General features: G+C 73.1%; 19 protein-coding genes. 13 read left to right on the forward strand and 6 right to left on the reverse strand.

Features of this window, described 5'->3' with window-relative positions; all coding sequences use genetic code 11:
• Nucleotides 1-39: 39 nt before the first annotated feature.
• Entirely contained in the window at nt 40-888 is an 849-nt protein-coding gene (locus ABTX18_RS12935) for a GNAT family N-acetyltransferase (RefSeq protein WP_352122773.1), read from the forward strand.
• A gap of 18 nt (nt 889-906) precedes the next feature.
• On the opposite strand, the gene ABTX18_RS12940 is transcribed toward ABTX18_RS12935, so the two are convergent.
• Together ABTX18_RS12940 and ABTX18_RS12945 are read right to left on the reverse strand one after the other, a co-directional pair.
• Entirely contained in the window at nt 907-1,293 is a 387-nt protein-coding gene (locus ABTX18_RS12940; protein WP_352122774.1) for a YunG family protein, read from the reverse strand.
• A 77-nt stretch (nt 1,294-1,370) separates the two neighbouring features.
• Entirely contained in the window at nt 1,371-2,831 is a 1,461-nt protein-coding gene (locus tag ABTX18_RS12945) for an MFS transporter (protein WP_503061136.1), read from the reverse strand.
• Between the two features lie 69 nt (nt 2,832-2,900).
• Here ABTX18_RS12945 and ABTX18_RS12950 point away from each other — a divergent pair, with 69 nt between their 5' ends.
• Nucleotides 2,901-3,548, forward strand: a complete 648-nt coding sequence (locus ABTX18_RS12950) for a TetR/AcrR family transcriptional regulator (protein WP_352122775.1) — start codon at nt 2,901-2,903, stop codon at nt 3,546-3,548.
• On the opposite strand, the gene ABTX18_RS12955 is transcribed toward ABTX18_RS12950, so the two are convergent.
• Nucleotides 3,518-4,324 (reverse strand): AraC family transcriptional regulator, encoded by an 807-nt coding sequence (locus ABTX18_RS12955; RefSeq protein ID WP_352122776.1) that lies wholly within the window; start codon nt 4,322-4,324, stop codon nt 3,518-3,520. The two genes, ABTX18_RS12950 and ABTX18_RS12955, sit on opposite strands and share 31 nt — an antisense overlap.
• Nucleotides 4,325-4,529: 205 nt before the next feature.
• On the opposite strand from ABTX18_RS12955, the gene ABTX18_RS12960 reads away from it, so the two are divergent.
• The 6 genes from ABTX18_RS12960 (at nt 4,530) to ABTX18_RS12985 (ending at nt 10,277) form a co-directional block, all read left to right on the forward strand.
• A complete protein-coding gene (locus ABTX18_RS12960; RefSeq protein WP_503061146.1) occupies nt 4,530-5,636 on the forward strand; it encodes an MFS transporter in 1,107 nt (368 codons plus the stop codon).
• A 105-nt stretch (nt 5,637-5,741) separates the two neighbouring features.
• Nucleotides 5,742-6,227 carry a peroxiredoxin gene (locus ABTX18_RS12965; RefSeq protein ID WP_352122778.1) on the forward strand — a complete coding sequence of 162 codons (486 nt, stop codon included), beginning with the start codon at nt 5,742-5,744 and terminating at the stop codon, nt 6,225-6,227.
• Between the two features lie 106 nt (nt 6,228-6,333).
• On the forward strand, nt 6,334-6,843 hold the full coding sequence (locus ABTX18_RS12970; RefSeq protein ID WP_352122779.1) for an NfeD C-terminal domain-containing protein: 510 nt from the start codon (nt 6,334-6,336) through the stop codon (nt 6,841-6,843).
• A 78-nt stretch (nt 6,844-6,921) separates the two neighbouring features.
• Nucleotides 6,922-8,358 (forward strand): flotillin family protein, encoded by a 1,437-nt coding sequence (locus ABTX18_RS12975; protein WP_352122780.1) that lies wholly within the window; start codon nt 6,922-6,924, stop codon nt 8,356-8,358.
• Between the two features lie 201 nt (nt 8,359-8,559).
• Nucleotides 8,560-9,030: a cation:proton antiporter regulatory subunit gene (locus tag ABTX18_RS12980; RefSeq protein ID WP_352122781.1), complete on the forward strand. Its 471-nt coding sequence runs from the start codon at nt 8,560-8,562 to the stop codon at nt 9,028-9,030.
• Between the two features lie 2 nt (nt 9,031-9,032).
• Nucleotides 9,033-10,277, forward strand: a complete 1,245-nt coding sequence (locus ABTX18_RS12985; protein ID WP_352122782.1) for a cation:proton antiporter — start codon at nt 9,033-9,035, stop codon at nt 10,275-10,277.
• 14 nt (nt 10,278-10,291) lie between these two features.
• Here ABTX18_RS12985 and ABTX18_RS12990 read toward each other — a convergent pair whose 3' ends face one another.
• The gene (locus ABTX18_RS12990; RefSeq protein WP_352122783.1) at nt 10,292-10,939 is read right to left on the reverse strand and encodes a class I SAM-dependent methyltransferase; all 648 of its coding nucleotides are present in this window, start codon (nt 10,937-10,939) and stop codon (nt 10,292-10,294) included.
• A 162-nt stretch (nt 10,940-11,101) separates the two neighbouring features.
• On the opposite strand from ABTX18_RS12990, the gene ABTX18_RS12995 reads away from it, so the two are divergent.
• Entirely contained in the window at nt 11,102-11,620 is a 519-nt protein-coding gene (locus ABTX18_RS12995) for a nitroreductase family deazaflavin-dependent oxidoreductase (RefSeq protein ID WP_352122784.1), read from the forward strand.
• Nucleotides 11,621-11,641: 21 nt separating this feature from the next.
• On the opposite strand, the gene ABTX18_RS13000 is transcribed toward ABTX18_RS12995, so the two are convergent.
• Nucleotides 11,642-13,186, reverse strand: coding sequence for an MFS transporter (locus ABTX18_RS13000; protein ID WP_352122785.1), 1,545 nt, complete (start codon nt 13,184-13,186; stop codon nt 11,642-11,644).
• A 142-nt stretch (nt 13,187-13,328) separates the two neighbouring features.
• A complete protein-coding gene (locus tag ABTX18_RS13005) occupies nt 13,329-14,414 on the reverse strand; it encodes a PucR family transcriptional regulator (RefSeq protein WP_352122786.1) in 1,086 nt (361 codons plus the stop codon).
• Between the two features lie 299 nt (nt 14,415-14,713).
• Here ABTX18_RS13005 and ABTX18_RS13010 point away from each other — a divergent pair, with 299 nt between their 5' ends.
• The 4 genes from ABTX18_RS13010 to ABTX18_RS13025 all read left to right on the forward strand — a co-directional run bounded on the left by ABTX18_RS13010 (nt 14,714) and on the right by ABTX18_RS13025 (nt 25,026).
• A complete protein-coding gene (locus tag ABTX18_RS13010; protein WP_352122787.1) occupies nt 14,714-15,376 on the forward strand; it encodes a hypothetical protein in 663 nt (220 codons plus the stop codon).
• Nucleotides 15,377-15,504: 128 nt separating this feature from the next.
• Nucleotides 15,505-17,622 carry a flotillin family protein gene (locus tag ABTX18_RS13015; protein ID WP_352122788.1) on the forward strand — a complete coding sequence of 706 codons (2,118 nt, stop codon included), beginning with the start codon at nt 15,505-15,507 and terminating at the stop codon, nt 17,620-17,622.
• Nucleotides 17,623-18,057: 435 nt separating this feature from the next.
• Nucleotides 18,058-22,989, forward strand: coding sequence for a DNA repair ATPase (locus tag ABTX18_RS13020; protein ID WP_352122789.1), 4,932 nt, complete (start codon nt 18,058-18,060; stop codon nt 22,987-22,989).
• Nucleotides 22,990-23,025: 36 nt separating this feature from the next.
• Nucleotides 23,026-25,026: an NAD-binding protein gene (locus tag ABTX18_RS13025; RefSeq protein ID WP_352122790.1), complete on the forward strand. Its 2,001-nt coding sequence runs from the start codon at nt 23,026-23,028 to the stop codon at nt 25,024-25,026.
• Nucleotides 25,027-25,280 lie beyond the last annotated feature (254 nt).

Genomic DNA, 25,280 nt, shown 5'->3' on the forward strand with positions numbered 1-25,280 from the left:
ATCGTTGAACAGGCCGCGCGCGGGGTCCATGGTGGGGGCGTGCCGACTTTCGAGATCACCACAGCAAGCGCGGACGACATCAGGATGATGGCGGACTGGGCCCACGCAGAGGGCTGGAACCCCGGGCTGACCGACGGTCAGGCGTTCTTCGCCGCCGATCCGTGCGGCTTCCTGATCGGCCGGCTCGACGGTGTGCCCGCCTCCTGTGTCTCCGTGGTGCGTTACGGTTCCGACTTCGGTTTTCTGGGCTTCTACCTGACCCGCCCGGAGCTGCGGGGCCAGGGGTACGGGAGCCGGCTCTGGGCCACCGGGACGGCCCGGCTGGCCGGGCGGAACACCGGCCTCGACGGAGTGGTCGAGCAGCAGCCCAACTACCGCAAGTCCGGCTTCCTTCCGGCCTGGACGAACCTGAGGTACGAGGGGCTCGCACCGGTGGACATCGCGCCGCCGGCCGGCGTGACGCTGGTGGACGCCCGCACGCTGCCGTTCGGCCAGGTCACGGCGTACGACCGCCGGTTCTTCCCGGCACCGCGGGACAGCTTCCTCGCGGCCTGGACCACCACGCCGGGGCGCACCGCGCTGGTCGCGCTCTCCGAGGGCGAGGTGCGGGGCCTCGCCGTGCTGCGCGCCTGCCGCACGTCCTCGCGCATCGGCCCGCTGTACGCGGCCACGCCGGAGATCGCCCGGGCCCTGGTGAGCGCGCTGGCGGCCACCGATCCCTCCGCGCCCGTCGCCGTCGACGTACCCGACGTGAATCCGGCGGCGGCAGGGCTGGCCGAGGAGCTGGGGCTCACCCCGTCGTTCGAGACGGCCCGCATGTACACCGGGCCGGCGCCGGACATCGATCACACCGGGCTGTTCGGCATCACCAGCCTCGAACTTGGGTGACTGACCGCCCGGGCCCTGTTACGCGGGAGCGTGCCGGCGCTCCAGGACCCGTCCGCGCAGCAACTCGTACTCCTCCCGCAGGCGGGCTATCTGCGGCGGGCGGGAAATCACCGTGCCGCCCGAGACGATCTCCTCGGGGGCGAACTGCTCGCGCGTCAGGTCGATATCCGTCCCGGGTCCGAGCCGGTTCCACCAGTGGTAGTCAGTGCGCACGCCGTCGACATGCACCTCGCCGCGTATGAGCTCGCCGCCCAGCAGGTCGTGCACGACCAGGGCGGTGACCCCGCACTGGTCGCGGGCCGGATTGTCCGGGGTCCAGTGCGGGCGGTACTCGGGCGTCGTGGTGTCGACGCCCCAACTGCTGCGGACGGCGGCCTCGATGCCGGCGAGGAGCAACGGCTTCATGGTCCGATCGTCGCACCCGCCACTGACAACGCCCCGGATCCGTCCCGTCGCCCCTGCGCCGCCCGCGCCGGCCGGCCTCAGTGCACCGGCATCGCGCCCCCCATCTCCGGCTGCCCCCGGGGCACCAGCACCGCGGACACCACGGCGCAGCCGCCCGCCGCCACCGCGCACACGAGGAAGGCGTCCGCGAAGCCGGTCACCGTGCCCGGGGCGCCGCCGATTCCCGCAGCGGCCACGGTGGACACGACCGCGACACCGATCGAACCGCCCACCTCGTGGAAGGTGTTGACCACCCCCGAAGCCAGCCCCGCCTCCTCGTGCGCGACCATGCCCAGTGCGGTCGTCGTGGCGGTGACGAACACCGCCCCGAGGCCGAAGGCGGCCACCGCGAGACCCGGCAGCAGCACCCCGTACACACTGCTGTCCGCACCGATCCGGGCCGGCGGGACGCAGCCGGCGGTGGCGATCACCATTCCGCCGACCGCGGTGGCCCGGCTGCCCACCGACGTGACGAGCCGCGAGCCCAGGTGCGCGCCGGCGCCCACGGCCACCGCCACCGGCAGGAAGAAGAGCCCGGTGCGCAGCGCCCCGAAGCCGCGGACGTGCTGGAGGTAGACCGAACCGAGGAAGAAGAACGCGATCAGCAGCCCGGTGGCGATCAGCATCAGGAACGCCCCGGCGAGCACCGGGCGGCGGGTGAACATCCGCAGGTCCATCAGTGGCTCCCGGGCCGCCCGCTCCACCGCCGCGAACCCCGCGTACAGCACGACGGCACCGATGAGCGGGAGCAGCGCGGCGGGGGCGCTCCAGCCGCCGTCGCCCGCCTTGACCAGTCCGTAGATCAGCGCGCCGGTACCGCCCGTGACGAGCACCGCCCCGGGAACGTCGAGCCGGCCGGCCGACGGCTGCGGCGCGCGCGGTGGTACGAGGACGGGGACGGCGCCCAGCAGGGCAAGGCCGACGGGCACGTTGACGTAGAAGACCCAGCTCCACCCGGGTCCGCCGGTCAGCGCACCGCCCGCCAGCACCCCGATCGCCGAACCGGTGCCACCGATCGCGGCCCACACCCCGAGCGCCTTGTTGCGGGCGGCGCCGTGGAACGAGGTGGTGACGAGCGACAGGGCCGCCGGGGACAACAGCGCGGCCCCCACGCCCTGCGCGACGCGTCCGCCGATCAGGACCGGGGCGCTGCCGGCGAGCCCGGAGACCAGTGAGGCCGCGGTGAAGACGGTCAGACCGGCGAGGAGGGTGCGCCGGGCGCCGAGAGCGTCGGCGAGGCGTCCGCCGAGCAGCATCAGCCCGCCGAAGCAGAGGGTGTACGCGGTGACCACCCAGGTCAGCGCGGTGCGGCTGAGGTGGAGGTCGGCGGCCATGTCGGGCAGCGCGACGTTCACCACGGTGACGTCGAGGACCAGCATGAACTGGGCCGCGCAGATGACCGCGAGCATCGCGCCGGGGCGGCGGACTGCGGCCGGGTGAGTGTGGGGGCCGGGCCCGTGGGCAGGCGCGGTGGCTTTCGGAGAGGTGTCGTGGGTCATGAACTGAACTGTACGGGCCAGTACAAATGAACTCAACCGTTCAGTTCAGCTCGCTGTTAGCATCGAGTCATGGACATCAAGCCCCGCCCCGCAGGACCGCGCGCCGAGGCCAAGCGGCGGGCCATCCTGAAGGCGGCCCGCGAGGCGTTCCTGCAGGCCGGATTCGGCGTCGGCATGGATGCCATCGCCGCCGGGGCGGGCGTCTCGAAGGTGACCGTCTACAACCACTTCGGCAGCAAGGAAGCACTGTTCACCGCCGTGGTCGCCGCGGCACTCGACGAGCCGCTCGACGGGGCGTCGGCGACAGCGCTCGCCGCCCTCGCCGACGCCCCCGATCTGCGGGCCGCCTTCATCGACGCGGCCAGGACCTGGGTCGCGGCCGTCCGCGGCAACGCCGATGTCATAGCCCTGCGCAATCTGGTGGCCGCCGAGCTGCACCGCTTCCCGGAGATCGCGCAGGCCTGGCAGGGCCACGGCCCCGAGGGCCACCACCCCGCCGTCGCCGAAGCCCTGCGCGAACTGGCCGGGCGCGGCCGGCTGGTCGTCCCCGACCTGGAGACGGCGATCATCCAGCTGTACGCGCTACTGGTCTTCCCGCACCTGGTCTTCGGCTCCTACGGCACGACGATCGACGACGGCGCCACCGACCGGCTGATCACCCATGGGGTGGACATGTTCCTGGCCTACTACGCCGCGCCGGTCCCACCCGCCGCGTAGGAGTCTGCGGCGTGGGAGCCCGCCGCGTAGGAGCCCGCCGCATAGGAGCCGGGCGTGGTGCCGAATGCGTGCCGGAACGACTGGATGAACGCGCTCGGCCCGCTGTAGCCGCACGCCACCGCGACCGCGGTGACCGAGCCGCCCGACGCCAGCAGTGTCAGCGCGTGGTGCAACCGCAGCTGGGTGCGCCACTGCGGGAACGACATCCCGGTCTCGGCGCGGAACAGCCTGGACAGGGTGCGGGACGCCGAGCCGACTGCGGCGCCCAGCTCGGTGAGGGTCCGCCCGTCCGCCGGGTCGTCCCGCAGGATCCGGGCGATGTCCCGCAGCCGGGCGTCGGCCGGTGACGGCAGACAGACCGCCAGCGGCTCCACCCGGCGCAGCTGGTCGAGCGCGACCCGCTCCAGATTCCGCCGCTGCCGCGCGTCCCCCCTCAGCTCCGTGTCGTCCGTCAGACAGGCCACGACCTCGCGCAGCAGCGGGGTGACGGCCAGCACGGTCGGCCGGTCCAGCCGCAGCGGGTTGTCCCGCGGACCGAAGGAGAGCGCCCGTACCTCCGTGGGCCCGAAGGCCAGATGGGCGTGGACCACACCGGCCGGGATCCACACCGCCCGGTGCGGCGGCACGGCCCACACCCCGAGCGGCGTGGACACCTCCAGCACCCCGCGGGACGGGCACACGAGCTGGTGCTCCAGGTGATGGTGGCGCTCGATGCGCTCCCGGTGCGCGAGCGGCACCCGGGCCGGGCCGTGGAGCACGCGGCAGGTTGTCGACATAGATCGGCAGAATATCGCTAGCCCGCTGATCCCCGCGGCCGGAATCCTCGAAGGGACCCCGGAAGGAGCCCTCATGACCGGCCCGACGTCCCGACCGATCCCGTCGTCCCCCGACACCTCGCCCCAGCCCCCCGACGCCGAGACCTCGCCCCCGGACGCCCCACATCCGCAGCCGCCCCCCGCCTCCGCGTGGCGGCGGATGCGGATGTGGGGCGTGGCGCACGCCGTGGACGACCTGTACCAGGGGCTCGTCCCCGCCTGTGTCCCGTACTTCGTACTGGACCGCGGCTACAGCTATGTGGCCGCCTCGGGGCTCACCCTCGCGGCGGCGCTGGGCAGTTCGGTCCCGCAGCCCTTCATCGGCGTCGCCGTGGACCGCTACCGGCTGAGCCGGCTCGCCCCGGCCGGACTGGCCGTCGCCGGGATCGGCCTGGGCCTGTCCGGGCTGGTCAGGCCGTACGCCGCGGTCTGGCTGCTCATCCTGCTGTCCGGCCTGGGCGTGGCGATGTTCCATCCGGCGGCCGGCAAAGCGGCCCGCGAGGCGGCCGGGGACAGCGCGTCCGCGATGAGCGTCTTCGCCGCGGGCGGCAGCGTGGGCTTCTTCCTCGCTCCCGTACTGGCCACTCCGGCCCTCGTCGCGATGGGGGTCGGCGCGACGGCGCTCTTCATCCCGCCGGCCGTCCTGATGGCGTTCGTCCTCCTCCGGCACCGCCCCGCCGCGACCGCGGTGCGCACGGCAGCGCGGGCGGGGCGGGACCGGTGGCGGCCCTTCCTCGTGCTCACCGGCATCGAAGTGGTGCGGTCGGTGGCGTTCTTCGGCGCGATCACGTTCATCGAGCTGTTCTGGATCCGCCATCTGCACTCCGGCCGGGGGCTCGCCGGCGTGGCGCTCGCCTGCTTCCTCGTCGGCGGGGTGGCCGGGACGCTGCTCGGCGGCCGGATCGCCGACCGGATCGGCATGGTCCGTACGGTCCAGCTCGGCGGCCTGATGACCGTACCGGCGCTGATCGCCCTGCGGCTGACCCCGGGCACGGTCCTGCCGCTGCTCTTCGCGATCCTGTCGGGCCTCGCCCTGAACATCCCGTTCGCCGTCCTGGTCAAGCTCGGCCAGGACTACCTGCCGGGCCGCCCCGGCACCGCGGCGGGCGTCACGCTCGGCCTCGCCGTCAGCATCGGGGGCCTGATCGCGCCCGCGCTCGGCGCCGCGGCCCAGGCGTACGGCCCGCAGGGCGTGTTCACGATCCTGTGCGCGATCCCGGTCCTCGCCCTGGTGCTCGGCCTGTTCCTTACGGAGCCGGACGCCCACGGCTGATCCGGGGTGAACACTGCGGACGGGACCAAGCATGCTGTACGGAGCACGGGTGGCGCCCTCACGCAGCGGCGCCGCACTCAACTTCCGTACACCTAAGGACACCGCATGGGAGCGACACTCCAACTCGGTCAGCCTGTCCCGGACTTCACGCTCGCGGGAGGCGTTCTGGACGAGGACTCCTTCGAACGCCGCGACTACACGCTCTCCGCCGCGCGCGGCCGGGCCCTCGTCCTCGCCTTCTACCCGGGCGACAACACCGCCGTGTGCACCCGGCAACTCTGCTCGTACTCCTCCGGCATGGAGACCTTCGAGGGGCTCGACGCCGAGGTCTGGGGAATCAGTCCACAGGATGTGGACAGCCACGAGGCGTTCGCCCGCGGGCATGGGCTGCGCATGCCGCTGCTGGCGGACCCGGGCCGCGCGACGGCCCGCGCGTTCGGGGTGGCGGCGCCCGGGATCGGGGTGCGGCGCGCGGTGTTCCTGGTCGACGCCGAAGGAGTGCTGCGCTGGAAGCACGTGGCGCTGCTCGGGGCCACCTTCCAGTCGCTGGACACCCTGGCGGGCCACCTCTCCGGCATCGGCAAAGACTAGAAGACTGCCGGATCCCGGCAGTGTCTCCGCGCGGGTATGTATGGGATCATCCAGCCAGTTCGACGGAAATGTTCGGGGGGTTCCGCAGCCGGGGAGGGGCGATCACGTGACCTTGTTTCTCGGTCTCGGCATTGCGGGGGTCGCACTTCTCGCCCTGTCACTGATCTTCGACGGAATCCTCGAAGGACTCTTCGGGGGCCTGCTGGAAGGTCTCTTCGGCGGGCTGGTCTCCCTTCCGGTGGTGGCCGGCTTCCTCTCGATGCTCGGATTCGGCGGCGCCATCGTGCTCGGCACGACGGGCGCCGGCCCCATCGCCGCCACGGCGGCCGGGGCGCTCGCGGGGCTGGTCGCGGCCTGGCTGACCCTCAGGTTCAGCCGGGCCCTGATGCGGGACCAGACCCATGCCACACCCCGGGACGAGGACCTCATCGGCACCTCCGGATCCGTGGTCACGGCCATTCCGGCCGACGGGTACGGAGAGGTGCTGCTGCGCCTCGGGGGCCAGCCCGTGAAGCTCGCGGCGAAGAGCCCGGTACCGGTCGCGCGCGGCACCGAGATCTGGGTCGAGGCCACGCTCTCGACCACCTCGGTCTCGGTCCGTCCCGTCGAACGCTGAGCCGGCACTCCGGCCGGCACACCACCGCTCGCCACGCAACTGCCGTCCCCGTCCCGGGAGGCAGAGGGGGACAGCCTCATGAGTCCAGTCCTGATCGCCATCGTCGGAGTCGTCGTACTCCTCTTCCTGCTCGCCCTCGCCGTCATCACCCGCTACAAGGTCGCGGGGCCCAGCCAGGCGTTCATCATCACCGGCCGCCGCGGCAAGAAGTCCGTGGACCCGGTGACCGGGCGGGCCAGCATCGACAACAGCGGCCAGAAGGTCGTCGTCGGCGGCGGCGTCTTCGTCGTGCCGTTCGTCCAGCAGAAGTTCACCCTGGACCTGTCCAGCCGGCACATCCCCGTCGCCGTGCGCGGCGCCGTCACCCTGCGCGGGGTGAAGTCCCACCTCGAAGGCGTCGCGATCGTCAAGGTCGGCGGCAGCGAGGACGCCATCCGGGCCGCCGCCCAGCGTTTCCTCCGGCAGCAGGACGGCATCGTCGGCTTCACCCAGGAAGTGCTCTCCGGTGCGCTGCGCGCCATCGTCGGCCGGATGTCGGTCGAGGACATCATCCGCGACCGGGCCGCGTTCGCCGGTCAGGTGGCGGAGGAGGCCGAGGCCAGCCTGTCGGGTCAGGGCCTGATCCTGGACGCCTTCCAGATCCAGGACATCACGACCGAGGGCTCCTACCTGGAGGACCTCGGCCGCCCCGAGGCCGCCCGTGCCAAGCAGGAGGCGGACATCGCCGAGGCCAACGCCCGCCGCGCCTCCGAGCAGGCGCGGCTGAAGGCCGCCGAGGAGATCGCGATCGCCGAGCGGACGTTCAACCTCAAGCAGGCCGAGATCAAGGCCGAGACCGAAGCGGCCGCCGCCCGGGCGAACGCCGCGGGCCCGCTCGCCGAGGCCGCTCGTCAGCAGGAGGTCCTCCAGGAGCAGGAGAAGGTCGCCGAGCGCCAGGCCGCCCTGACCGACCGTGAGCTCGACACCAAGGTCCGCAAGCCCGCCGACGCCGCGCGCTACCAGGCCGAGCAGGAGGCGGAGGCCCGCCGCATCGCCCAGGTCAAGGAGGCCGAGGCGGACGCCGAGCGCTCCCGGCTGACCGGTCAGGGCGAGAAGCTGCACCGCTCCGCACTCGCCGACGCCGTGCGCATCGAGGGCGAGTCCGAGGCCGCCGCCATCGCCGCGAGGGGAGCCGCCGAGGCCGAGGCCATGCGGAAGAAGGCCGACGCCTTCGCGCAGTACGGCGACGCGGCCGTCCTCCAGATGCTCGTCGAGGTGCTCCCGCAGGTCGTCGCGAAGGCGGCCGAGCCGCTGAGCGCGATCGACAAGCTGACCGTCATCTCGACGGACGGCGCCAGCCAGCTGTCGCGCACGGTCACGGACAACGTCGCGCAGGGCATGGAACTCCTCAGCTCCACCACGGGAGTCGACCTCGCCGCGCTGCTGCGCAACCTCAAGGGCGCGAGCCCCCGGCCGGACGTCCCTGCCCAGCAGGACGCGGCCGCGCCCAGCGGAAAGATCGAGATCGCCGACTGATCCCGGCCCTCGCCCCATGCATGGTGCCCGGCCGGTTCCGCATCACCGGCCGGGCACGCGTGTGTGCGGACCCGGTCCGTACGGAAAGGCTCGCCCGACCCCCGTACGCAATGACGGAAGAATCACCCAGATAGGGTAATGCGAAGCTAAAGAGTTGACCAAGAACATCACGGCGCGCGCCGCGCTCCTCGGGAGGAAGCCATGGGAACCCACCGCACCACGCTGCCCGGAGTCGGCGTGCAGTACGACTACACCACCGAGTCGGGACAGCACATCTCCGTCGTCGTCCACCACGACGGCCGCCGGTTCCTCGGCTTCTACGACCAGGACGATCCCGATTCCTGCCGCCTCTCCGTCCCCCTGACCCCACAGGAGGCCACCGGGCTCGCCCACCTCATCGACGCGGCGCCGATCGACGCCGTGCGGACCGAGGGCATCGACCTGGTCACCGAGCACATCCCGCTAGGGACGCGCTCCCCGTACGGCGGCCGGCTGCTCGGGGACACCCGGGCGCGGACCCGGACCGGCGCCTCGATCGTGGCGGTGCTGCGGACCCACAGCGCGCATCCGTCTCCGGGGCCGGACTTCCGGCTCGCCATCGGGGACACTCTCGTCGCCGTCGGTACCAGGGAGGGCGTCGACACGCTCTCCGAGATCATTGCGGAGGGCTGACCGTGCATGACACGACCGCACTGCTGGTGGAGCTCGGCTCCGTCATCCTGGGCCTGGGCATCATCGGCCGGCTCGCCGGCCGCGTAGGGCTCTCGCCCATCCCGCTGTACCTGCTGGCCGGGCTCGCCTTCGGGGAGGGCGGGCTGCTGCCGCTGGGGGCGAGCGAGGAGTTCACCGCCGTGGGCGCCGAGATCGGCGTCATCCTGCTGCTCCTCCTGCTGGGGCTCGAATACAGCGCATCCGAACTCGTCACCAGCCTCAAGACCCAGTACCCGTCGGGTGCCGTGGACTTCGTCCTCAACGCGACCCCGGGCGCCGTCGCCGCCCTGCTGCTGGGCTGGGGGCCGGTGGGCGCGGTGGCGCTGGCCGGAGTCACCTGGATCTCCTCGTCCGGCGTGATCGCCAAGGTCCTGACCGACCTGGGCCGGCTCGGCAACCGGGAGACGCCCGTCATCCTCGGGGTGCTGGTCATCGAGGACCTGTCGATGGCCGTCTACCTGCCGCTCCTCACCGCGATGCTCGCCGGCGTCGGCTTCGCCGGGGGCAGCATCGCGCTGCTCGTCGCGCTCGGCACCGTCGGCTTCGTGCTCTATCTCGCCCTGCGGCACGGCCGGCTCATCAGCCGGGCCGTCTCCTCCGACAATCCGGAGATGCTGCTGCTCGTCGTGCTCGGGCTGACCGTCCTGGTCGCCGGGGTGGCCCAGCAGCTGCAGGTGTCGGCGGCCGTCGGCGCGTTCCTCGTCGGCATCGCGCTCTCGGGCGAGGTCGCGGAGGGGGCGCGCAAGCTGCTGACCCCGCTGCGGGACCTGTTCGCCGCCGTGTTCTTCGTGTTCTTCGGCCTGTCCACCGATCCCGCGGAGATCCCGCCGGTGCTCCTGCCGGCCGCGCTGCTGGCCGTCGTCACCGTCTTCACGAAGATCGCCACCGGCTGGTACGCGGCCCGGCGGGCGGGCATCGGATCGCGCGGGCGCTGGCGGGCGGGCGGCACGCTCGTGGCCCGCGGCGAGTTCTCCATCGTCATCGCCGGACTCGCCGTGGCGACCGAGCCCCGGATCGGGCCCATCGCCACCGCGTACGTCCTCATCCTCGTCATCGTCGGCCCGCTCACGGCACGCTGGACCCAGCCGGCGGTCGAGCTGATCCGGAAGTGGCGCGCCAGGAACGACGGCCCGGTGGGCAGCCCCGCCGAGCGCGCACCCGCCGCGTCCGCCACCCCGCAGGAGGAACTGGCCAAGTCCGCGGACTGACCCCGCGAGCGCCCTCAGTTCTTGCGGGCGAGCAGATGGATCTCCCGGAACTGCCGCCGGTCGGTGGGCTCGGGCTCGCGCACCATCCGGGCCACCTCGGCCAGCCCGGCCGCGCGCAGCAGCGCGGCGAGGTGATCGGGCCACCACCGGTAGGCCCGCGCGACCGCGTGATCGAAGCCCTGCGTGGGGTGCGAGGGCCCCTCACTGGCGGAGAAGCCGATCAGAAGGTGACCGCCGGGGGCCAGGACACGGTGGAACTCCGCGAGGATCACCGGGAGCTCCGGCGGCGGCGTGTGGATGACGGACCACCGGGAGAGCACGCCGCCCAGCACCCCGTCGGCGATGTCCAGCGCGGCCATGGAGCCCGTGTCGAACCGCAGGCCCGGATGGGCGTGCCGGGCCGCCTCGATCATGGCGGAGGACGCGTCGACGCCGCGCACGGAAAGCCCCGACGCGGCCAGATGAGCGGTGATGTGGCCGGGCCCGCAGCCCAGATCCGCGACCTGGCCGTTCCCACTCGCGCGTACGAGTTCGGCGAAGGCGCTCAGCATCGCGCGGTCCAGGGGCCGCCGGCGCAACTCGTCGCCGAACAACTCCGCGTAGGTGTGGGCGGCGGCGTCGTAGGCCTCGCGGGTGACACTGAGGGCATCGTGATCGACCATGCCCGCGACGATAGTTCCCGGCGCGGGCGTCTCAGCGCGGGTTCACCGGTACGGGTGGCGGGAGTGAGGCCCTGGGCGAGCCGCGAAAGAGGTGTCGAACCGTCACCGAATCCCCGGCACAACGCCATGCCTCCCCCCTTCGGGCTGTGCGACGTTGGCCCGGTGACGCCTGAATCCGCGCCCCCGCACGAGCCCCAGCGCCCACCCCTGCCGACCGGACTGCGGCGCACCACCGCCCGGCTGCCCGTTCATATGTTCCGTGCGGGGCTGGGCCCGCTGTTCCGGGGCCGGCTGCTGCTCCTCGTGCACACCGGGCGCACCACGGGCCTTCCCCGGCGGACGGTGATCGAGGTCGTCGAGTCCGCGACCGTGGACGGCCGGCGGACCTGGACGGTGGCGTCCGGCCTCGGCCCGGAAGCCGACTGGTACCTCGATCTGCTCCGTACGCCGCATGCCACCGTGCAGGCCGGGCGCAGGTTCCACGCCGTGACCGCGCACGTCCTGCCGGCCGAGGAGGGCGGAGAGCTGATGGCACGGTACGCGCCCCGCCGTCCCCGGGCCGCCCGCCGCCTCTGCGCCTTCATAGGGCTCCCGGCCGATGGGAGCACGGCCGGCTACCGGCGGGCCGGCGAGTCGGTTCCCTTCGTACGTCTGGTGGAGAGCACCGGGCCCCGCCGCTGAATCCGTGCGCGGCCGCGTGGGTCAGGCCCGTACCGCCTCCGTCTCCGCCACCTCGTGGGGGCGCGGCACGCCCCGGCGGTAGAGCACGACCGTGACCAGCAGGCCGAGGACGAAGAAGCCCGCCGACCACCAGTACGCGGTCGAGTAACTCTCCAGCTGGGCCTGGGCGACAGCGGCCGGGGTCGGCTTGCGTCCCGCCAGGTAGTGGGTGGCGGCGCTCGTGGCCAGGGTGTTCAGCAGCGCCGTACCGATGGAGCCACCGACCTGCTGGCTGGTGTTGACCATCGCGGAGGCCACACCGGCGTCCCGCGCCGCCACCCCGGCCGTGGCCAGGTTCATCGCCGTGGCGAAGATCATGCCGAGCCCCAGGCCCAGGCAGAGCAGCGGCGGCAGCACATGGGCGAGGTAGCTGCTGCTCAGGTCCAGGGTGGTCAGCCACACCATGGCGGCCGCCGACAGACCCATGCCGAGCGGCACGATCGGTTTGGCCCCGAACCGCGGCACCAGGTTGTTGGTCGTCATCACCGACGTCACGATCATGACGGCAACCATCGGCAGGAACGCCGCCCCCGTGGAGACCGGCGAGTACAGCAGGCTCTTCTGGAGGTAGTACGTCAGGAACAGGAACACGCCGAACATCCCGGCGCCGGAGATGAACATGCCGAGGAACGAGGCCGCGCGGTCCCGGTCCAGCACCACGCGCATCGGCAGCAGCGGATGCGCCGCCCGGGTCTGCCACCACGCGAACATCGACACGAGCACCGCGCCGGCCAGCAGGTATCCCCAGGTCTGCGGCGAACTCCAGGCGTGTGTCTCGGCGTTGGAGAACCCGAACACGATGCAGAACAGACCGGCGGAGACCAGCACGGTCCCCGGGATGTCCAGCTTCGGGCGGTCGGCCGGCGCACCGGCGGTCAGCAGACGCGCGCCGCCGACGAAGGCGAGGAGCGCGAACAGCAGATTCACGTACAGGCACCAGCGCCAGTCCAGGTACTCGGTGAGCACCCCGCCGAGCAGCAGCCCCACCGCGCCGCCCGCACCCGCGATGGCCCCGTAGATCCCGAACGCCTTCGCCCGCTCCTTGGGCACGGTGAACGTCGTGGTGAGGAGCGCGAGCGCGGCCGGGGCGAGCAGCGCCCCGAACATGCCCTGGAGCGCGCGGGCCAGCACCAGGATCTCGAAGCTCGGGGCGGCTCCGCCGATGGCCGAGGCGACAGCGAAGCCGACCAGACCGGTCAGGAACACCACCCGCCGGCCGACCAGGTCGGCGATCCGTCCGCCCAGCAGCAGCAGCGAGCCGAAGGCGAGGGCGTACGCCGTCACGATCCACTGCCGGTTGCCGTCGCTGAAGCCGAGGTCCTGCTGGGCGGAGGGCAGCGCGATGTTCACGATCGTCGCGTCAAGGACCACCATCAGCTGGGCCAGCCCGATCACACCCAGCACCCACCACCGGTGGGAGGGCCCCCGCTCCTGGCCGGGTGTGTCCGGGGAGGGCCGCTCGGTGGCCACCCGCCCCTGTCGTCCGTCCTCGTCCGGTTCCCCCGGCTGACGTGAATGACGGGCCATGGTGCGGTTCTCCCTCGCTGCACACGACACCGGAATCCCCCGACTGATCACGCTAAACGGAGGTCGGCGTCCCCGCATGCGGGAAGCCCGGCGCCGGGCAGATGCTGCCGGAACCCGGCAGCGGGCACAGGAGCGGGGCGGCTCAGACCTCCTTGGCCGGCCAGTCCAGCAGCCGGGCCCCGATCACCGCCGTCTGCAGGGTGTAGCGGTGCATCGGGTCGGACGGGTCGGAGCCGGTGAGCTGGTGGATCCGCTCCAGCCGGTAGGTCAGCGCCCGTACGCTCAGCGCGAGGCGCCGGGCGGTCTCGGCGGCGACACAGCCCGCGTCGAAGTACACGGAGAGCGTCTTGAGCAGCGGCTCCGCGCCGCCCCGCGCCTGCTGGAGCGGGCCGAGTTCACTGCGCACCAGATCGGCCATCGCCTGCCGGTCCCGGGTCAGCACGGGGTAGACCAGCAGATCTGCGGCGTACAGCACGGGGTCCTCCAGCCCCATCCGGTCCGCCAGGTCCAGCGCGTCCAGCGCCTCGTCGTACGACTGGACCACGCCGCCGGGCCCCCGGTGGGGCCGGCCGACCGCCACCCGGCCGCCGTCCGTCGCCGCGTGCGCCTGCTTGGCGAAGTACCGCAGGACATCGGGCTGGCTGCCGGGCGCGATGCAGATCAGCCGGCCGTCCTTCGTCGTGAGCAGGATCTTGCGGCCGTCGAACCTGGCCAGCAGCGCCGTCTCCACCTGCCGCGGGACGGCGTCGGTCTCGGTGTACGCCTCCGGGCCCGCCGCCACCGCGACGGCGTGGGCGCGGGAGAGCCGCAGCCCGAACCGGGTGGCTCGCTCGGCGAGCCGGCCCAGGTCGCTGCGCCCGTACAGCAGATCGTCGATGAACTCCCGGCGGGCCGCCTCCTCCCGCCGCACGGTGAGGCGCTGGGCCCGCTCGAAACCCTCGGCGAACGCGTCGACCGTCTGCTCCACCGCCGCCAGCACGCTCTCGGTGGCCGCGGCGGTGGCGGCCGCGGTCACGCCGGGCACGGCGGCCGGCCAGATGGTGCGGGTCGCGGCCAGGTGCATCCGGACCAGCGCGCGCAACTGGTGCCCGGCCTCCGCGGCCTGCCTGCCGAGGGCGCGGCGGGTGTCGAGCTCCTCCCGGGTGAGCCGTCGGCCGGTGACGGCCACCTCGCCCAGGATCCGGTCGTAGCCCTCCAGGAAACTCTCGGAAATCACCGGTTCCGCCACGCGCCCGCCCCCCTCGCCGATACCGCTCCGATAGTTCCACAACGCCTGCGCGCGCATGCCGGTGCCCGGCATGGAGCACGGAGAAAGACTGCCGGATTCCGGCAATGCGGTCGGCGGGCCGCGAATGACACGATCCTGTCAGCACCAACCGGGGGGCCACGGGGGAACACGGGGGTGCAGGGGGCGGGGGAAGACCCGGCTGCCGCGGCACCGTTGGGACGGCGCCGCGGCTCCGGGGCTCACCCCGGGCCCGCGACACGCACCGGCCGGACCGCCGGCCGAGGGCAGGGGGTGGACCGATGCAGGAGTTCCTGACCGCGACGCAGTCCTTCCCGGCCGTGCTCTTCTCCGCGGCCCTGGTGGTCGTCATCGCCTTCTGGCTGCTCGTCCTGACCGGTACGGCCGACCACCACTCCTTCGACGCCGATCTCGACACCGATCTCGTCGGCATAGGCGGCGTGCCCGTCGCCGTCTCGGTCTCGGTGATGGTGGCCGTCGGCTGGTTCACCGCGCTGACCGGCTCGGTCCTGCTGCACCGCAGCCACACCACGGGGACCGTCCGGGCCGCACTCGCCTTCGGCGTCCTCGCCGTTGCCCTGCTGGCGGCCTGGGCCGCGGCGCGACTGCTGGTGCACCACGCCCGCCGGTTCTTCGCGGACCAGCCGCCTCCCTCGCGCCAGGACTTCCTGGGCCGGGTCTGCACGATCCGTACCGGCTCCGTCGGCACGGACTTCGGCCAGGCCGAGGTCGCCGCGGCCGACGGATCCACCGCGATCGTTCAGGTACGCCAACTGACGTCGGCGGACGAAGCGCTGTCGGCGGGGAGTCCTGGGCTCCTGTACGCGTACGACGACGGGGGCGAGTTCTTCTGGGTCTCCCCGTACGACCGTGCGCTCGACCCGGGACCGCCACCGGTCCCGCCGCGTCCGCGCCGCCGTACGAGGCCCGGCCGCACCGCCTGATCCCGGCGCACACCCGCGTCCCCACTCCACTCCGCACCGGACTGCCCGGTGTTGCCGGGCGCTGCCCGCGCCGGCGCGCACCGCACCGCTCCTCTCCTGTTCCGTACCACCAGCCGCCAAGGACTGTCATGGAAGCCATCTCCTTGGGCCTCGGCCTGATCATCGCCGTGGTCCTGCTCATCGCGATCGCCCTGCTCCTGGTCGTCACCCGGCTCTTCCGCAAGGTGGAGCAGGGCAAAGCCCTGATCATCTCCAAGACCAGGAAGGTCGACGTGACCTTCACCGGCGCCGTCGTCCTGCCGGTGCTGCACAACGCCGAGTCCATGGACATCTCGGTGAAGACGATCGAGATCCGCCGCACCGGACGCGAGGGCCTGATCTGCCAGGACAACATCCGCGCCGACATCCACATCACCTTCTTCGTCCGGGTCAACAAGACCGTCGAGGACGTCATCAAGGTCGCCCAGGCCATCGGTACGGCACGGGCCAGCGACAAGGTGGCCATCCAGGACTTCTTCGCCGCGAAGTTCTCCGAGGCGCTCAAGACCGTCGGCAAGCAGCTGGACTTCGTCGATCTCTACACCAAGCGCGAGGAGTTCCGGGACCGGATCATCCGGGTCATCGGCACCGACCTCAACGGCTACCACCTCGACGACGCGGCCATCGACTTCCTCGAGCAGACCCCGATGGTCCAGCTCGACGGCGCCAACATCCTCGACGCCCAGGGCATCCGGAAGATCACCGAGCTGACCGCGATCGAGCACGTGCGGACCAACGAGTTCCAGCGCACCGAGCAGAAGGAGATCACCCGGCAGGACGTCGACGCCCGGGAGACCATCCTGGAACTGGAGCGCCGGCAGGCCGAGGCCGAGATCAAGCAGCGCCGCGAGGTGGAGACGCTCCGGGCCCGCGAGGAGGCCGCCACCGCCCGGGTCCAGGAGGAGGAACGCCTGGGCGCCCAGGCCGCGTTCATCCGGACCGAGGAGCAGCTCGGCATCCAGCGGGAGAACCAGGCCCGCGAGATCGCGGTGGCGCAGAAGAACCGCGAGCGGGTCATCGCCGTGGAGAACGAACGCATCGAGAAGGACCGGCTGATCGAGGTCATCGGACGCGAGCGGCAGACCGAGCTCAACCGCATCGCCGCGACGAAGGAGGTCGAGGCGGAGCGCCGCGAGGTCGCCGACGTGATCCGCGAACGCATCGCGGTGGACCGTACGGTCGCCGAGCAGGAGGAGTCCATCAAGACCCTGCGGACCGTCGAGGAGTCCGAGCGCACCCGCAAGTCCGTGATCATCGCCGCGGAGGCGGAGGCGCAGGAGCAGCTGGTCAAGGACATCAAGGCGGCGGAGGCCGCCGAGGCCGCGGCCACGCACCGGGCGGCCGAGCAGCTGACGCTCGCCGAGGCCCGGCTGAAGACCGCCGACCTGGACGCCCGGGCGAAGCTGCGGATGGCCGAGGGCGTCCAGGCGGAGGCGGCGGCCCCCGGACTCGCGGACGTGCAAGTGCGGGACGCGGCGGCCGAGGTCATCGAGAAGACCGGCCTGGCGGAGGCCGAGGCGATGTCCGCCCGGCTCAGGGCCGAGGCGGAGGGCTCCCGGCTCAAGGCGCTCGCCGCGGCCGAGGGCACGCAGGCCCAGGCGACGGCCGACGCGGCGATGATCGGCGAGAAGCTGAAGGCGGAGGCGGCCGGCCTCACCGACAAGGCGGCCGCGATGGCGGCGCTCGACGACGCGTCGCGCGGACACGAGGAGTACCGGCTGCGGCTGGCCGCGGAGAAGGAGATCCGGCTCGCGGGGCTGGACGTCCAGCGCCACGTCGCCGAGGCGCAGGCGACCGTGCTGGCCACGGGTCTGGAGAACGCCGACATCGACATCGTCGGCGGGGAGTCGGTCTTCTTCGACCGGCTGGTCTCCTCCATCTCCATGGGCAGGAGCCTCGACGCGTTCGTCGAGAACTCGGACACGGCGAAGGCGCTCGGCGGGGCGTGGCTGAACGGCACCTCGTCGTTCACGGACGACGTGACGCGGGTGCTGGGGTCGGTGTCGTCGGGTGACGTACAGAACCTGACGGTGTCGGCGCTGCTGATGCGGATGATGGCTGCGCCGGGGGGCGGGGCGGGTGCGGACCAGGTCCGCGCGCTGCTGGACCACGCGCGGTCCCTGGGCCTGGCGGACACGCCGATCCCCGGGGCCCCGGCCCCGGGCCCGGGCCCGGCCCCGGCCCGGAACGGGGCGCCGGTGGGGTAACGGTGCGTCTGTCCCTCTTGTCCCCGTGTCCTCAAGCGCCGGACGGGCTGGGTGGGGGCCGGAACATGTCCCCCGGGAGCCTCTGGGCGGCGTCCGTCCTCAAGCGCCGGACGGGCTGAAAGGGACCGGCCCTGCTCACACGAAGCCCCCGACGCCCTGTCCGTCCTCGAACGCCCGACGGGCTGGGGGTGGTCGGACGGACCGACCTGTCCGCGGACTCACCACAACGGTGGCCACATCAAGCCCGTCCGGCGCTTGAGGACGGCCGTTCAGCGACCCCCACCCGAAGCTCGCAGCAAACGCCCACCCGCCCAGCCCGTCCGGCGCTTGAGGACACCCGGACCACGCCGGACCCGGGCCAACCCCCAGCCCGTCCGGCGCTTGAGGACACCCGCCGGCCGCAGGACACACCCGCCCCGCCCCGTAAGGAGCCGCATGGACACCGTCACCCCGCCGCCCCCGGCCGGCCCCGAGGGCGGGGACTACGACGTGCTGCGGCGGCGGCTCCGTACCCAGGCCGCCGAGCTCGCCCGCCGCGCCGAGGCACTGAACACACGCCGGACCGAGGAGTTCGGCTCCACCGGGCTCCGGTTGCTCGGCGGCGAGCGGGTCCGGACCGCGCAGCCGTCCATACCCCGCGACCTCGTGGCGATCGGCGGGCACCTCCTGTTCGGCTTCGAGCGCGGCCCCGGCCGGGCCGACGAGCCGGTCGTCGACGATGTACTCGCGCTGTACGACACCGAGTTCGCGCCCGCGAAAGCCCCGCTCCTCGCCGACGACACCTTCGTAAGGGAGTTCAGCGGCCTGCACCGCTACTACCGCGACGCCCGGCTCCTGAGGCTGCGCCGTACCGAGGGCAGGCTCCTGGCCGTATTCCGTACGGGCGAGCATGCCGAGGACATCCGCGTCCTGCGCTGGGTGCTGGACGCCGACGGCTCACCCGGCGCGTTCCTCGACGCCCGCGGCGAGCGCGACCACGTGTTCCCGCCGTCGCACGACTTCACCTGGACCGTCGCGGGACGCGAGGCGCACATCGACGGCCGGCACCCCCACATCGCCGTGGGCACGAGCGCCACCGGCAAGGGAGCGCCGCTCTTCGTCTCCACGCTCGGCGGCCACCTCACGCTCAAGACCGCCGACGACACGGACACCCCCGACGGGATCTACCGCGAGCCGGTCTCCGAACCGCTCCAGTCCCTCGCCGACGCCGAGGTCGCGTACGCGGACTGCGGGCAGCTCGTACTGATCCGCATCCGCCCGTACAAGGAGGAGGCGTGGCGCCATCTCGTCTTCAACCGGCTCCTGGGCACCGTGCAGCGGCTGGACGGGATCGGGCCCGCCTGCCACCGGCTCCCCGAGGACCAGGGGATCATCTTCCCCGGCGGCTTCTACCTGACCGCCGGCACGGCCAAGACCTTCGACATTCCCCAGCCGCTCGCCGACCCCGTCTTCGAGGGCGCCGTCCGCTCCCCCAACGGCGAGGACGTCCTGTACGTGTTCCGTTCGCGGGAGGACGGGCGCAGCCTGCTGCTGCCGTACAACGTGATCCGGCAGGAGGTCGCCACCCCGCTCCTGGGCCGCGGTCACGCGCTGCTCGACGACGGCACGCTCGTGCTCCTGCGGGACCCGGTGGAGGGTCCGGACGGCGGCCCGGCCCGCGTGCACGCCGTGCAGCGCTGGCAGACGCCCTACGTCTCCGACACCCATGCCGCCTCCCGCCCCGCCGGATCGGGCCCGCTCGCCCGCGTCGGCAACGCCGACCTCGTACGCGGCATCTCCGACTGCCTCGCGCTCGCGCACAGCGCCGGCGGCACCACCCCGACGGCAGCCGTCCACGCCCGGCTCGTGGCCGACTGCGCCCGTGCCACCGACCGCTACCACTGGCTGGACGACAGCGAACTCGGCTCTCTGGGCCGGGCGTTGGCGGACCTGCGCGCAACCGCACAGCAGGTCCTCGCCGAGTTCGACGCCGTACGGGAGCAGACACGGCGCGCCGCCGATGCGCTCAGCGAGACGGCGGACCGGATCACCGCCCTGGTCCGCCGGGTCCGCGGCGAGGCACCCGGCTCCGCCGCCGACTGGGTCGAGCGGCTGACCGAACTGCGTGCGGCGCACGGCCACTTGGCGACCCTCTCGGAAATGCGGTACGCGGACACCGGACGGATCGCCGAGCTCACCGCCGCCACCGACGACGACATCACCGCAGCCGGGCGGCGCGCGGTCGCGTTCCTGGCCGGAGCCGACGCGTTCGCCGGCTACCACGAGGACGTCACCCGGTTCACCGAGCAGGCCGCCACCCTCGCCACCGTCACCGACGCCGCCGCGCTCGGCGCGCGGCTGGCGGGGATGACGGACGGGCTGAGCACGGTGACGGACGTCGTCGCCGGTCTCGACATCGGTGACGGCGTGGTCCGTACGTCGATCCTGGAGCGGATCGCCGACGTCCTCGGCGGGGTGAACCGGGCCCGCGCCACGCTCGACGCCCGCCGGCGCGCGCTGCTCGACCAGGAGGGACGGGCCGAGTTCGCCGCCGAGTCCGCTCTGCTGGGGCAGGCCGTCACGGCCGCCCTGGCCGCCGCGGACACCCCGGACGCCTGTGACGACCAGCTCGCGCGGCTGCTGCTCCAGCTGGAGAACCTGGAGGCGCGGTTCGCCGAGTCCGACGACTTCCTGGCCGAGCTGGGCGAGCGGCGGACGGAGATGTACGAGGCGTTCTCGGCCCGCAGGCAGACCCTTCAGGACGCCCTCGCCCGCCGGACCGAACGGCTCGCGGCGTCCGCCGCCCGCGTGCTGGAGACCGTCGCGCGCCGCAGTTCGACGCTGCCCGACGCGGACGCCGTGCACACCTACTTCGCCTCGGACCCGATGGTCGCCAAGGTCCGCCGCACCGCCGACGAACTGCGTGGACTCGGCGACACGGTCAGGGCCGAGGAGCTCGACGGACGGCTCCTGACCGCCCGCCAGGAGGCGGGGCGGGCCCTGCGCGACCGCAGCGAGCTGTACGCGGACGGCGGGGCGAAGATCCGGCTGGGCCGGCACCGGTTCGCGGTGAACACCCAGCCGTTCGAGCTGACGCTGGTCCCGCAGGGGGACGGGCTCGCGTTCGCCGTCACCGGGACCGACTACCGGGCACCGGTCACCGACCCGGACTTCGCCGCCACCCGCCCGTACTGGGAGCAGGTGCTGCCCTCCGAGTCCCCGTCCGTCTACCGCGGCGAGCACCTGGCCGCCCGCCTCCTCGCCGAGCAGGGAGCCGACCGCCTGGGCTCGTTGACCGGAGGCGAACTGGCCGCACTCGTACGGGAGTCGGCCGCGGCCGCGTACGACGAGGGGTACCAGCGCGGAGTGCACGACGAGGACGCCACGGCCATCCTGGCCACCCTCCTGCGGCTGCACGCCTCCGCGGGGCTGCTGCGCTTCCCGCCCGCCGCGCGGGCCGCCGCCCAGCTCTTCTGGGCGTACGGCACGGACGACGCCCGCCGGACCTCATGGACGCGCCGGGCCCGCTCCCTGGCCCGCGCCCGCGAGACCTTCGGCCTCACCCCGGCGGTCGCCGCGCTCCAGGAGGAGTGGGCGGCGGAGATCCCGGGGGACACCTCCCGCACCGTCGCCGCCTACCTCTTCGAGGAGCTGACGAGCGGCCCCGAGGGGTTCGTCACTGCGGCGTCCGTCCGCACGTTTCTGGACAAGTTCCGCCGTACTACCGGCACTCCGGCGTACGACGACGACCTCGCCGCTCTCGGCGACGACCTGCCGGCCCGCCGTCAGCTCGTCGAGGGCTGGCTCAGCTCGTACGCCCGGGCGAGCGGAACGGACCTCGACGCGGGCGATCTCGCGGAGGCCGTCGCCGTCGAACTCTGCCCGGAGCCGGTCCTGGCCCGCTACGAGGGCGACGCCCCGCTCACCGCGACCGTGGACGGCCTCCTGGGCGTCCATCCGCGCATCGAACGGGGCCGGCTGACCGTACGCGTCGACGAACTCCTCGCCCGCACCGAGGAGTTCCGCGCCACCATCCTCCCCGGCTTCCGCGCGTACCAGCGCCGGCGCACCGCCCTGGTCGCAGCCGAACGCGCCCGGCTGCGGCTGGACGACCACCGGCCCCGCGTCATGTCCGCCTTCGTACGCAACCGGCTGCTCGACGAGGTGTACCTGCCGCTGATCGGCGACAGCCTCGCCAAGCAGCTCGGCACCGCCGACGCCGGCCGGCGCACCGACTCGCAGGGCCTGCTGCTGCTCGTATCGCCGCCCGGCTACGGCAAGACGACCCTCATGGAGTACGTCGCCGACCGGCTCGGGCTGGTCCTCGTCAAGGTCAGCGGGCCCGGCCTCGGCCACGACGTGACCTCGCTGGACCCCGCGCAGGCCCGCAGCGCGACCGCGCGCCAGGAGATCGAGAAGATCAACTTCGCGCTGGAGGCGGGCAACAACACCCTGCTCCACATCGACGACATCCAGCACACCTCACCGGAGCTCCTCCAGAAGTTCATCCCGCTCTGTGACGCCACCCGCAGGATCGAGGGCGTACGGGACGGCGAGCCGCGCAGCCACGACCTGCGGGGCAAGCGGTTCGCGGTGTGCATGACGGGCAATCCGTACACCGAGTCCGGTGAGCGTTTCCGCATCCCCGACATGCTGGCCAACCGGGCCGACGTCTGGAATCTGGGGGAGGTGCTGAGCGGGTACGAGGACGTCTTCGCGCTGAGCTTCGTCGAGAACGCGCTGACCGCCAACCCGGTACTCGCGCCGCTCGCCGGACGGTCCCGCGAGGACCTCGCGCTGCTGCTGCGGCTCGCCTCCGGCACCGACGCGACGGCCCGCGCGGACCAGCTCGGACATCCCTACGCGCCCGCCGACGTGGACCGCATCACCGCCGTGTTGCGCCACCTGCTGCACGCCCGCGACACCGTCCTCGCGGTCAACGCCGCGTACATCGCCTCATCCGCGCGGACGGACGCGACGCGCACCGAGCCGCCGTTCCGGCTGCAGGGCTCGTACCGCAACCTGAACCGCATCGCGGAGCGCATCGTGCCCGTGATGAACGACGCCGAGCTGTCCGCCGTCATCGACGACCACTACACGGGCGAGGCCCAGACGCTCGCCACCGGCGCCGAGGCCGCCCTGCTGAAGCTCGCCGCCCTGCGTGGAACGCTCACCCCCGAGCAGGCCGCACGCTGGTCCGCCGTCACCGCCTCGTACGTCCGCGTCCAGGCGCTCGGCGGGCCCGACGGCGACCCGCTGACCCGTGCGGTGGCCGCGCTCGGACTCCTCGCGGACCGGATCGCGGCCGTCGAATCGGCGATCAGCCGGGCGGCGGACCCGCGCCACCTGCTCGCGCGGCCGCCGTCCGGAACACCCGAGGACCGCTGACCGCGCAGATCACCCGAAGGGAATGGCGAACAAGGCATGCTGGGACACGTGTCTCCCCTTCCCCAGCAGCCTCAACGCTCCCCGTTCTCCGGCCACATGGTCGTTTGCGGCGACGACGCGCTCGCCCAGCGGCTCGCCGTCGAGCTGCGGTACGTCTACGGGGAGCGGGTCACCCTGGTCCTGCCGCCGGAGCCGGGCGCGGCCCGGCCGGAACTGCCGCTCACCGGGCGCGGCCGGGCCGCCGCCCTCTTCGGCCGGATGTCCGCGGCGATGAGCAGCCGCAACGGCGGCCTGGCGCACGGCAGCACCGGGGACGGGGACGGGGACACCAACGCCGGGGTGGAGGCGGTACGCATTCTGCAGGCGGCGGAGCCCTCCGACGAGGCGCTCGGCGAGGCGGGCATCCACACGGCCGCCGCGGTGGCCCTCGTCTACGACGACGACGAGCGCAACATCCGGGCCGCGCTGACCGCCCGCCGGCTCAACCCCCGTGTCCGGCTGGTGATCCGGCTCTACAACCGCAAGCTCGGCCAGCACCTGGAGACCCTGCTCGACCAGGCGGCCGCCGTGGCCTCTCCCGGGCTCGACCCGTCCGCGCTCGACACCTCCACGACGGTCCTGTCCGACGCCGACACCGCGGCCCCGTCCCTCGCGGCCACCGCGCTCGCCGGATCCACCAAGGTGATCCGCGCGGAGGGCCTGTTCCTGCGGGCGGCCCAACGCACCCCGGCCGGCGACGGCCAGGTCGCCGACCCCGGACTGTGCACGCTGGCGCTCCTGTCCTCCACCACCCACGACCCGGCCGGCACCGAGGGCTCCGACAGCAGCGGTGCCGAGGGGCCCCAACTTCTGCCCGACCAGTCCCAGGTGGCCGCGGCGGCCGGGCGCAGGACGGTGGTCCTGGAGGCCGTCAGCCAGTCGGGGCCGGCCGCTCACAAGCCCCGGATGAGCGGCCGGAGCGCACCGCTGAGCCAGTTCTTCTCGCGGCGGCTGCGCTGGTCGGCGCTGGGCGTCGGCCTGGCCGTCCTGGGGCTCGCGATCGCGTCCTCGGTCACCACGGGCGACCATCCCCTGCACGCCGGCTACCTCACCCTGCTCGACCTGTTCGCGATGGGCGACCCGGCGATCGGCGCGTCCACTGCCCGGCAGGTCATCCAACTGCTCTCCGGGGTGGCCGGTTTGATGCTCCTGCCGCTGCTGGTGGCGGGCGTGCTGGAGGCCTTCGGATCGCTGCGTACTGCGTCGTCGCTGCGGCGCCCGCCGCGCGGTCTGTCCGGGCATGTGGTGCTGCTCGGCCTCGGCAAGGTCGGCACGCGCGTGCTGGTGCACCTGCGGGAGCTGGGCATCCCCGTGGTGTGCGTGGAGGGCGATCCGGAGGCGCGCGGCATCCCGGTGGCGCGGCGGCTGCATGTGCCGGTGGTCCTCGGGGACGTCACGCACGAGGGTGTCCTGGAGGCCGCCAAGATCGGGCGCTCGCGTGCGCTGCTCGCCCTGACCAGCGCCGACACGACGAACCTGGAGGCCGCGCTGTACGCCCGTTCGCTCAAGCCCGACCTGCGGGTGACGCTGCGCCTGTTCGACGACGAGTTCGCCACCGCCGTCTACCGCACCCTGCGCACGGCCCACCCGCAGGCCGTGACCCGCTCCCGTTCGGTCTCGCACCTGGCAGGGCCGTCGTTCGCGGTCGCCATGATGGGCCGGCAGATCCTGGGTGCGATTCCGGTCGAGCGGAAGGTGATGCTGTTCGCCGCGGTCGAGGTGGCCGGGCACCCGCAGCTGGAGGGCCGGACCGTGGAGCAGGCGTTCCGGGCGGGGGCCTGGCGGGTGCTCGCCCTGGACGCGGCCCCGCCCGCCGACCGCTGGCCGGACCTGGCCGCGCCGGGAACGGGCGGCAGCGCCGAGGGCCGGCCGGGCGGCCTGGTGTGGAACCTGCACCCCGGATACGTACTCCGGCCCACCGACCGCGTCGTCATCGCCGCGACCCGCCGCGGGCTGGCGGAGCTCCTGGGGAGGCATGGGTCGCTGACCCGGCGGTGACGGCAGGCGGCTCCTTCCGCCCTGGAACAGGCCCCCCATGGCTTCCCGCACCCCCGTGCAGGGCCCCGGTGGGCCGGTCACCGGACAGGGCGCGGAAGGCGGCGGGGTCCCGGCGGATCCGCTCGTCGAGCGTGGCGGTGCTGTCGGCGTACATCGTGGTCATGGCTGGTCTCTCCTCGCGGTGGTGTGTGCGTGGAGGACGGCCCCCGCCGGGCTGGGAGCCCCTGCCGGAAGAGGGCAGAGAAAAAGGGCCG

The sequence above is a fragment of the Streptomyces sp. NPDC096323 genome, assembly GCF_040302845.1.
In the GTDB taxonomy this organism is placed as follows: domain Bacteria; phylum Actinomycetota; class Actinomycetes; order Streptomycetales; family Streptomycetaceae; genus Streptomyces.

Bases quoted from the DNA above. Each gene is read 5' to 3' on its own strand.
- ABTX18_RS13000 (WP_352122785.1), bottom strand. From the start codon at position 13,186: ATGGCCCGTCATTCACGTCAGCCGGGGGAACCGGACGAGGACGGACGA.
- ABTX18_RS12965 (WP_352122778.1), top strand. From the start codon at position 5,742: ATGGGAGCGACACTCCAACTCGGTCAGCCTGTCCCGGACTTCACGCTC.
- ABTX18_RS13025 (WP_352122790.1), top strand. From the start codon at position 23,026: ATGCTGGGACACGTGTCTCCCCTTCCCCAGCAGCCTCAACGCTCCCCG.
- ABTX18_RS12975 (WP_352122780.1), top strand. From the start codon at position 6,922: ATGAGTCCAGTCCTGATCGCCATCGTCGGAGTCGTCGTACTCCTCTTC.
- ABTX18_RS12990 (WP_352122783.1), bottom strand. From the start codon at position 10,939: ATGGTCGATCACGATGCCCTCAGTGTCACCCGCGAGGCCTACGACGCC.
- ABTX18_RS12945 (WP_503061136.1), bottom strand. From the start codon at position 2,831: ATGACCCACGACACCTCTCCGAAAGCCACCGCGCCTGCCCACGGGCCC.
- ABTX18_RS12955 (WP_352122776.1), bottom strand. From the start codon at position 4,324: ATGTCGACAACCTGCCGCGTGCTCCACGGCCCGGCCCGGGTGCCGCTC.
- ABTX18_RS13010 (WP_352122787.1), top strand. From the start codon at position 14,714: ATGCAGGAGTTCCTGACCGCGACGCAGTCCTTCCCGGCCGTGCTCTTC.
- ABTX18_RS12950 (WP_352122775.1), top strand. From the start codon at position 2,901: ATGGACATCAAGCCCCGCCCCGCAGGACCGCGCGCCGAGGCCAAGCGG.
- ABTX18_RS13015 (WP_352122788.1), top strand. From the start codon at position 15,505: ATGGAAGCCATCTCCTTGGGCCTCGGCCTGATCATCGCCGTGGTCCTG.
- ABTX18_RS13020 (WP_352122789.1), top strand. From the start codon at position 18,058: ATGGACACCGTCACCCCGCCGCCCCCGGCCGGCCCCGAGGGCGGGGAC.
- ABTX18_RS12960 (WP_503061146.1), top strand. From the start codon at position 4,530: ATGTGGGGCGTGGCGCACGCCGTGGACGACCTGTACCAGGGGCTCGTC.
- ABTX18_RS12980 (WP_352122781.1), top strand. From the start codon at position 8,560: ATGGGAACCCACCGCACCACGCTGCCCGGAGTCGGCGTGCAGTACGAC.
- ABTX18_RS12940 (WP_352122774.1), bottom strand. From the start codon at position 1,293: ATGAAGCCGTTGCTCCTCGCCGGCATCGAGGCCGCCGTCCGCAGCAGT.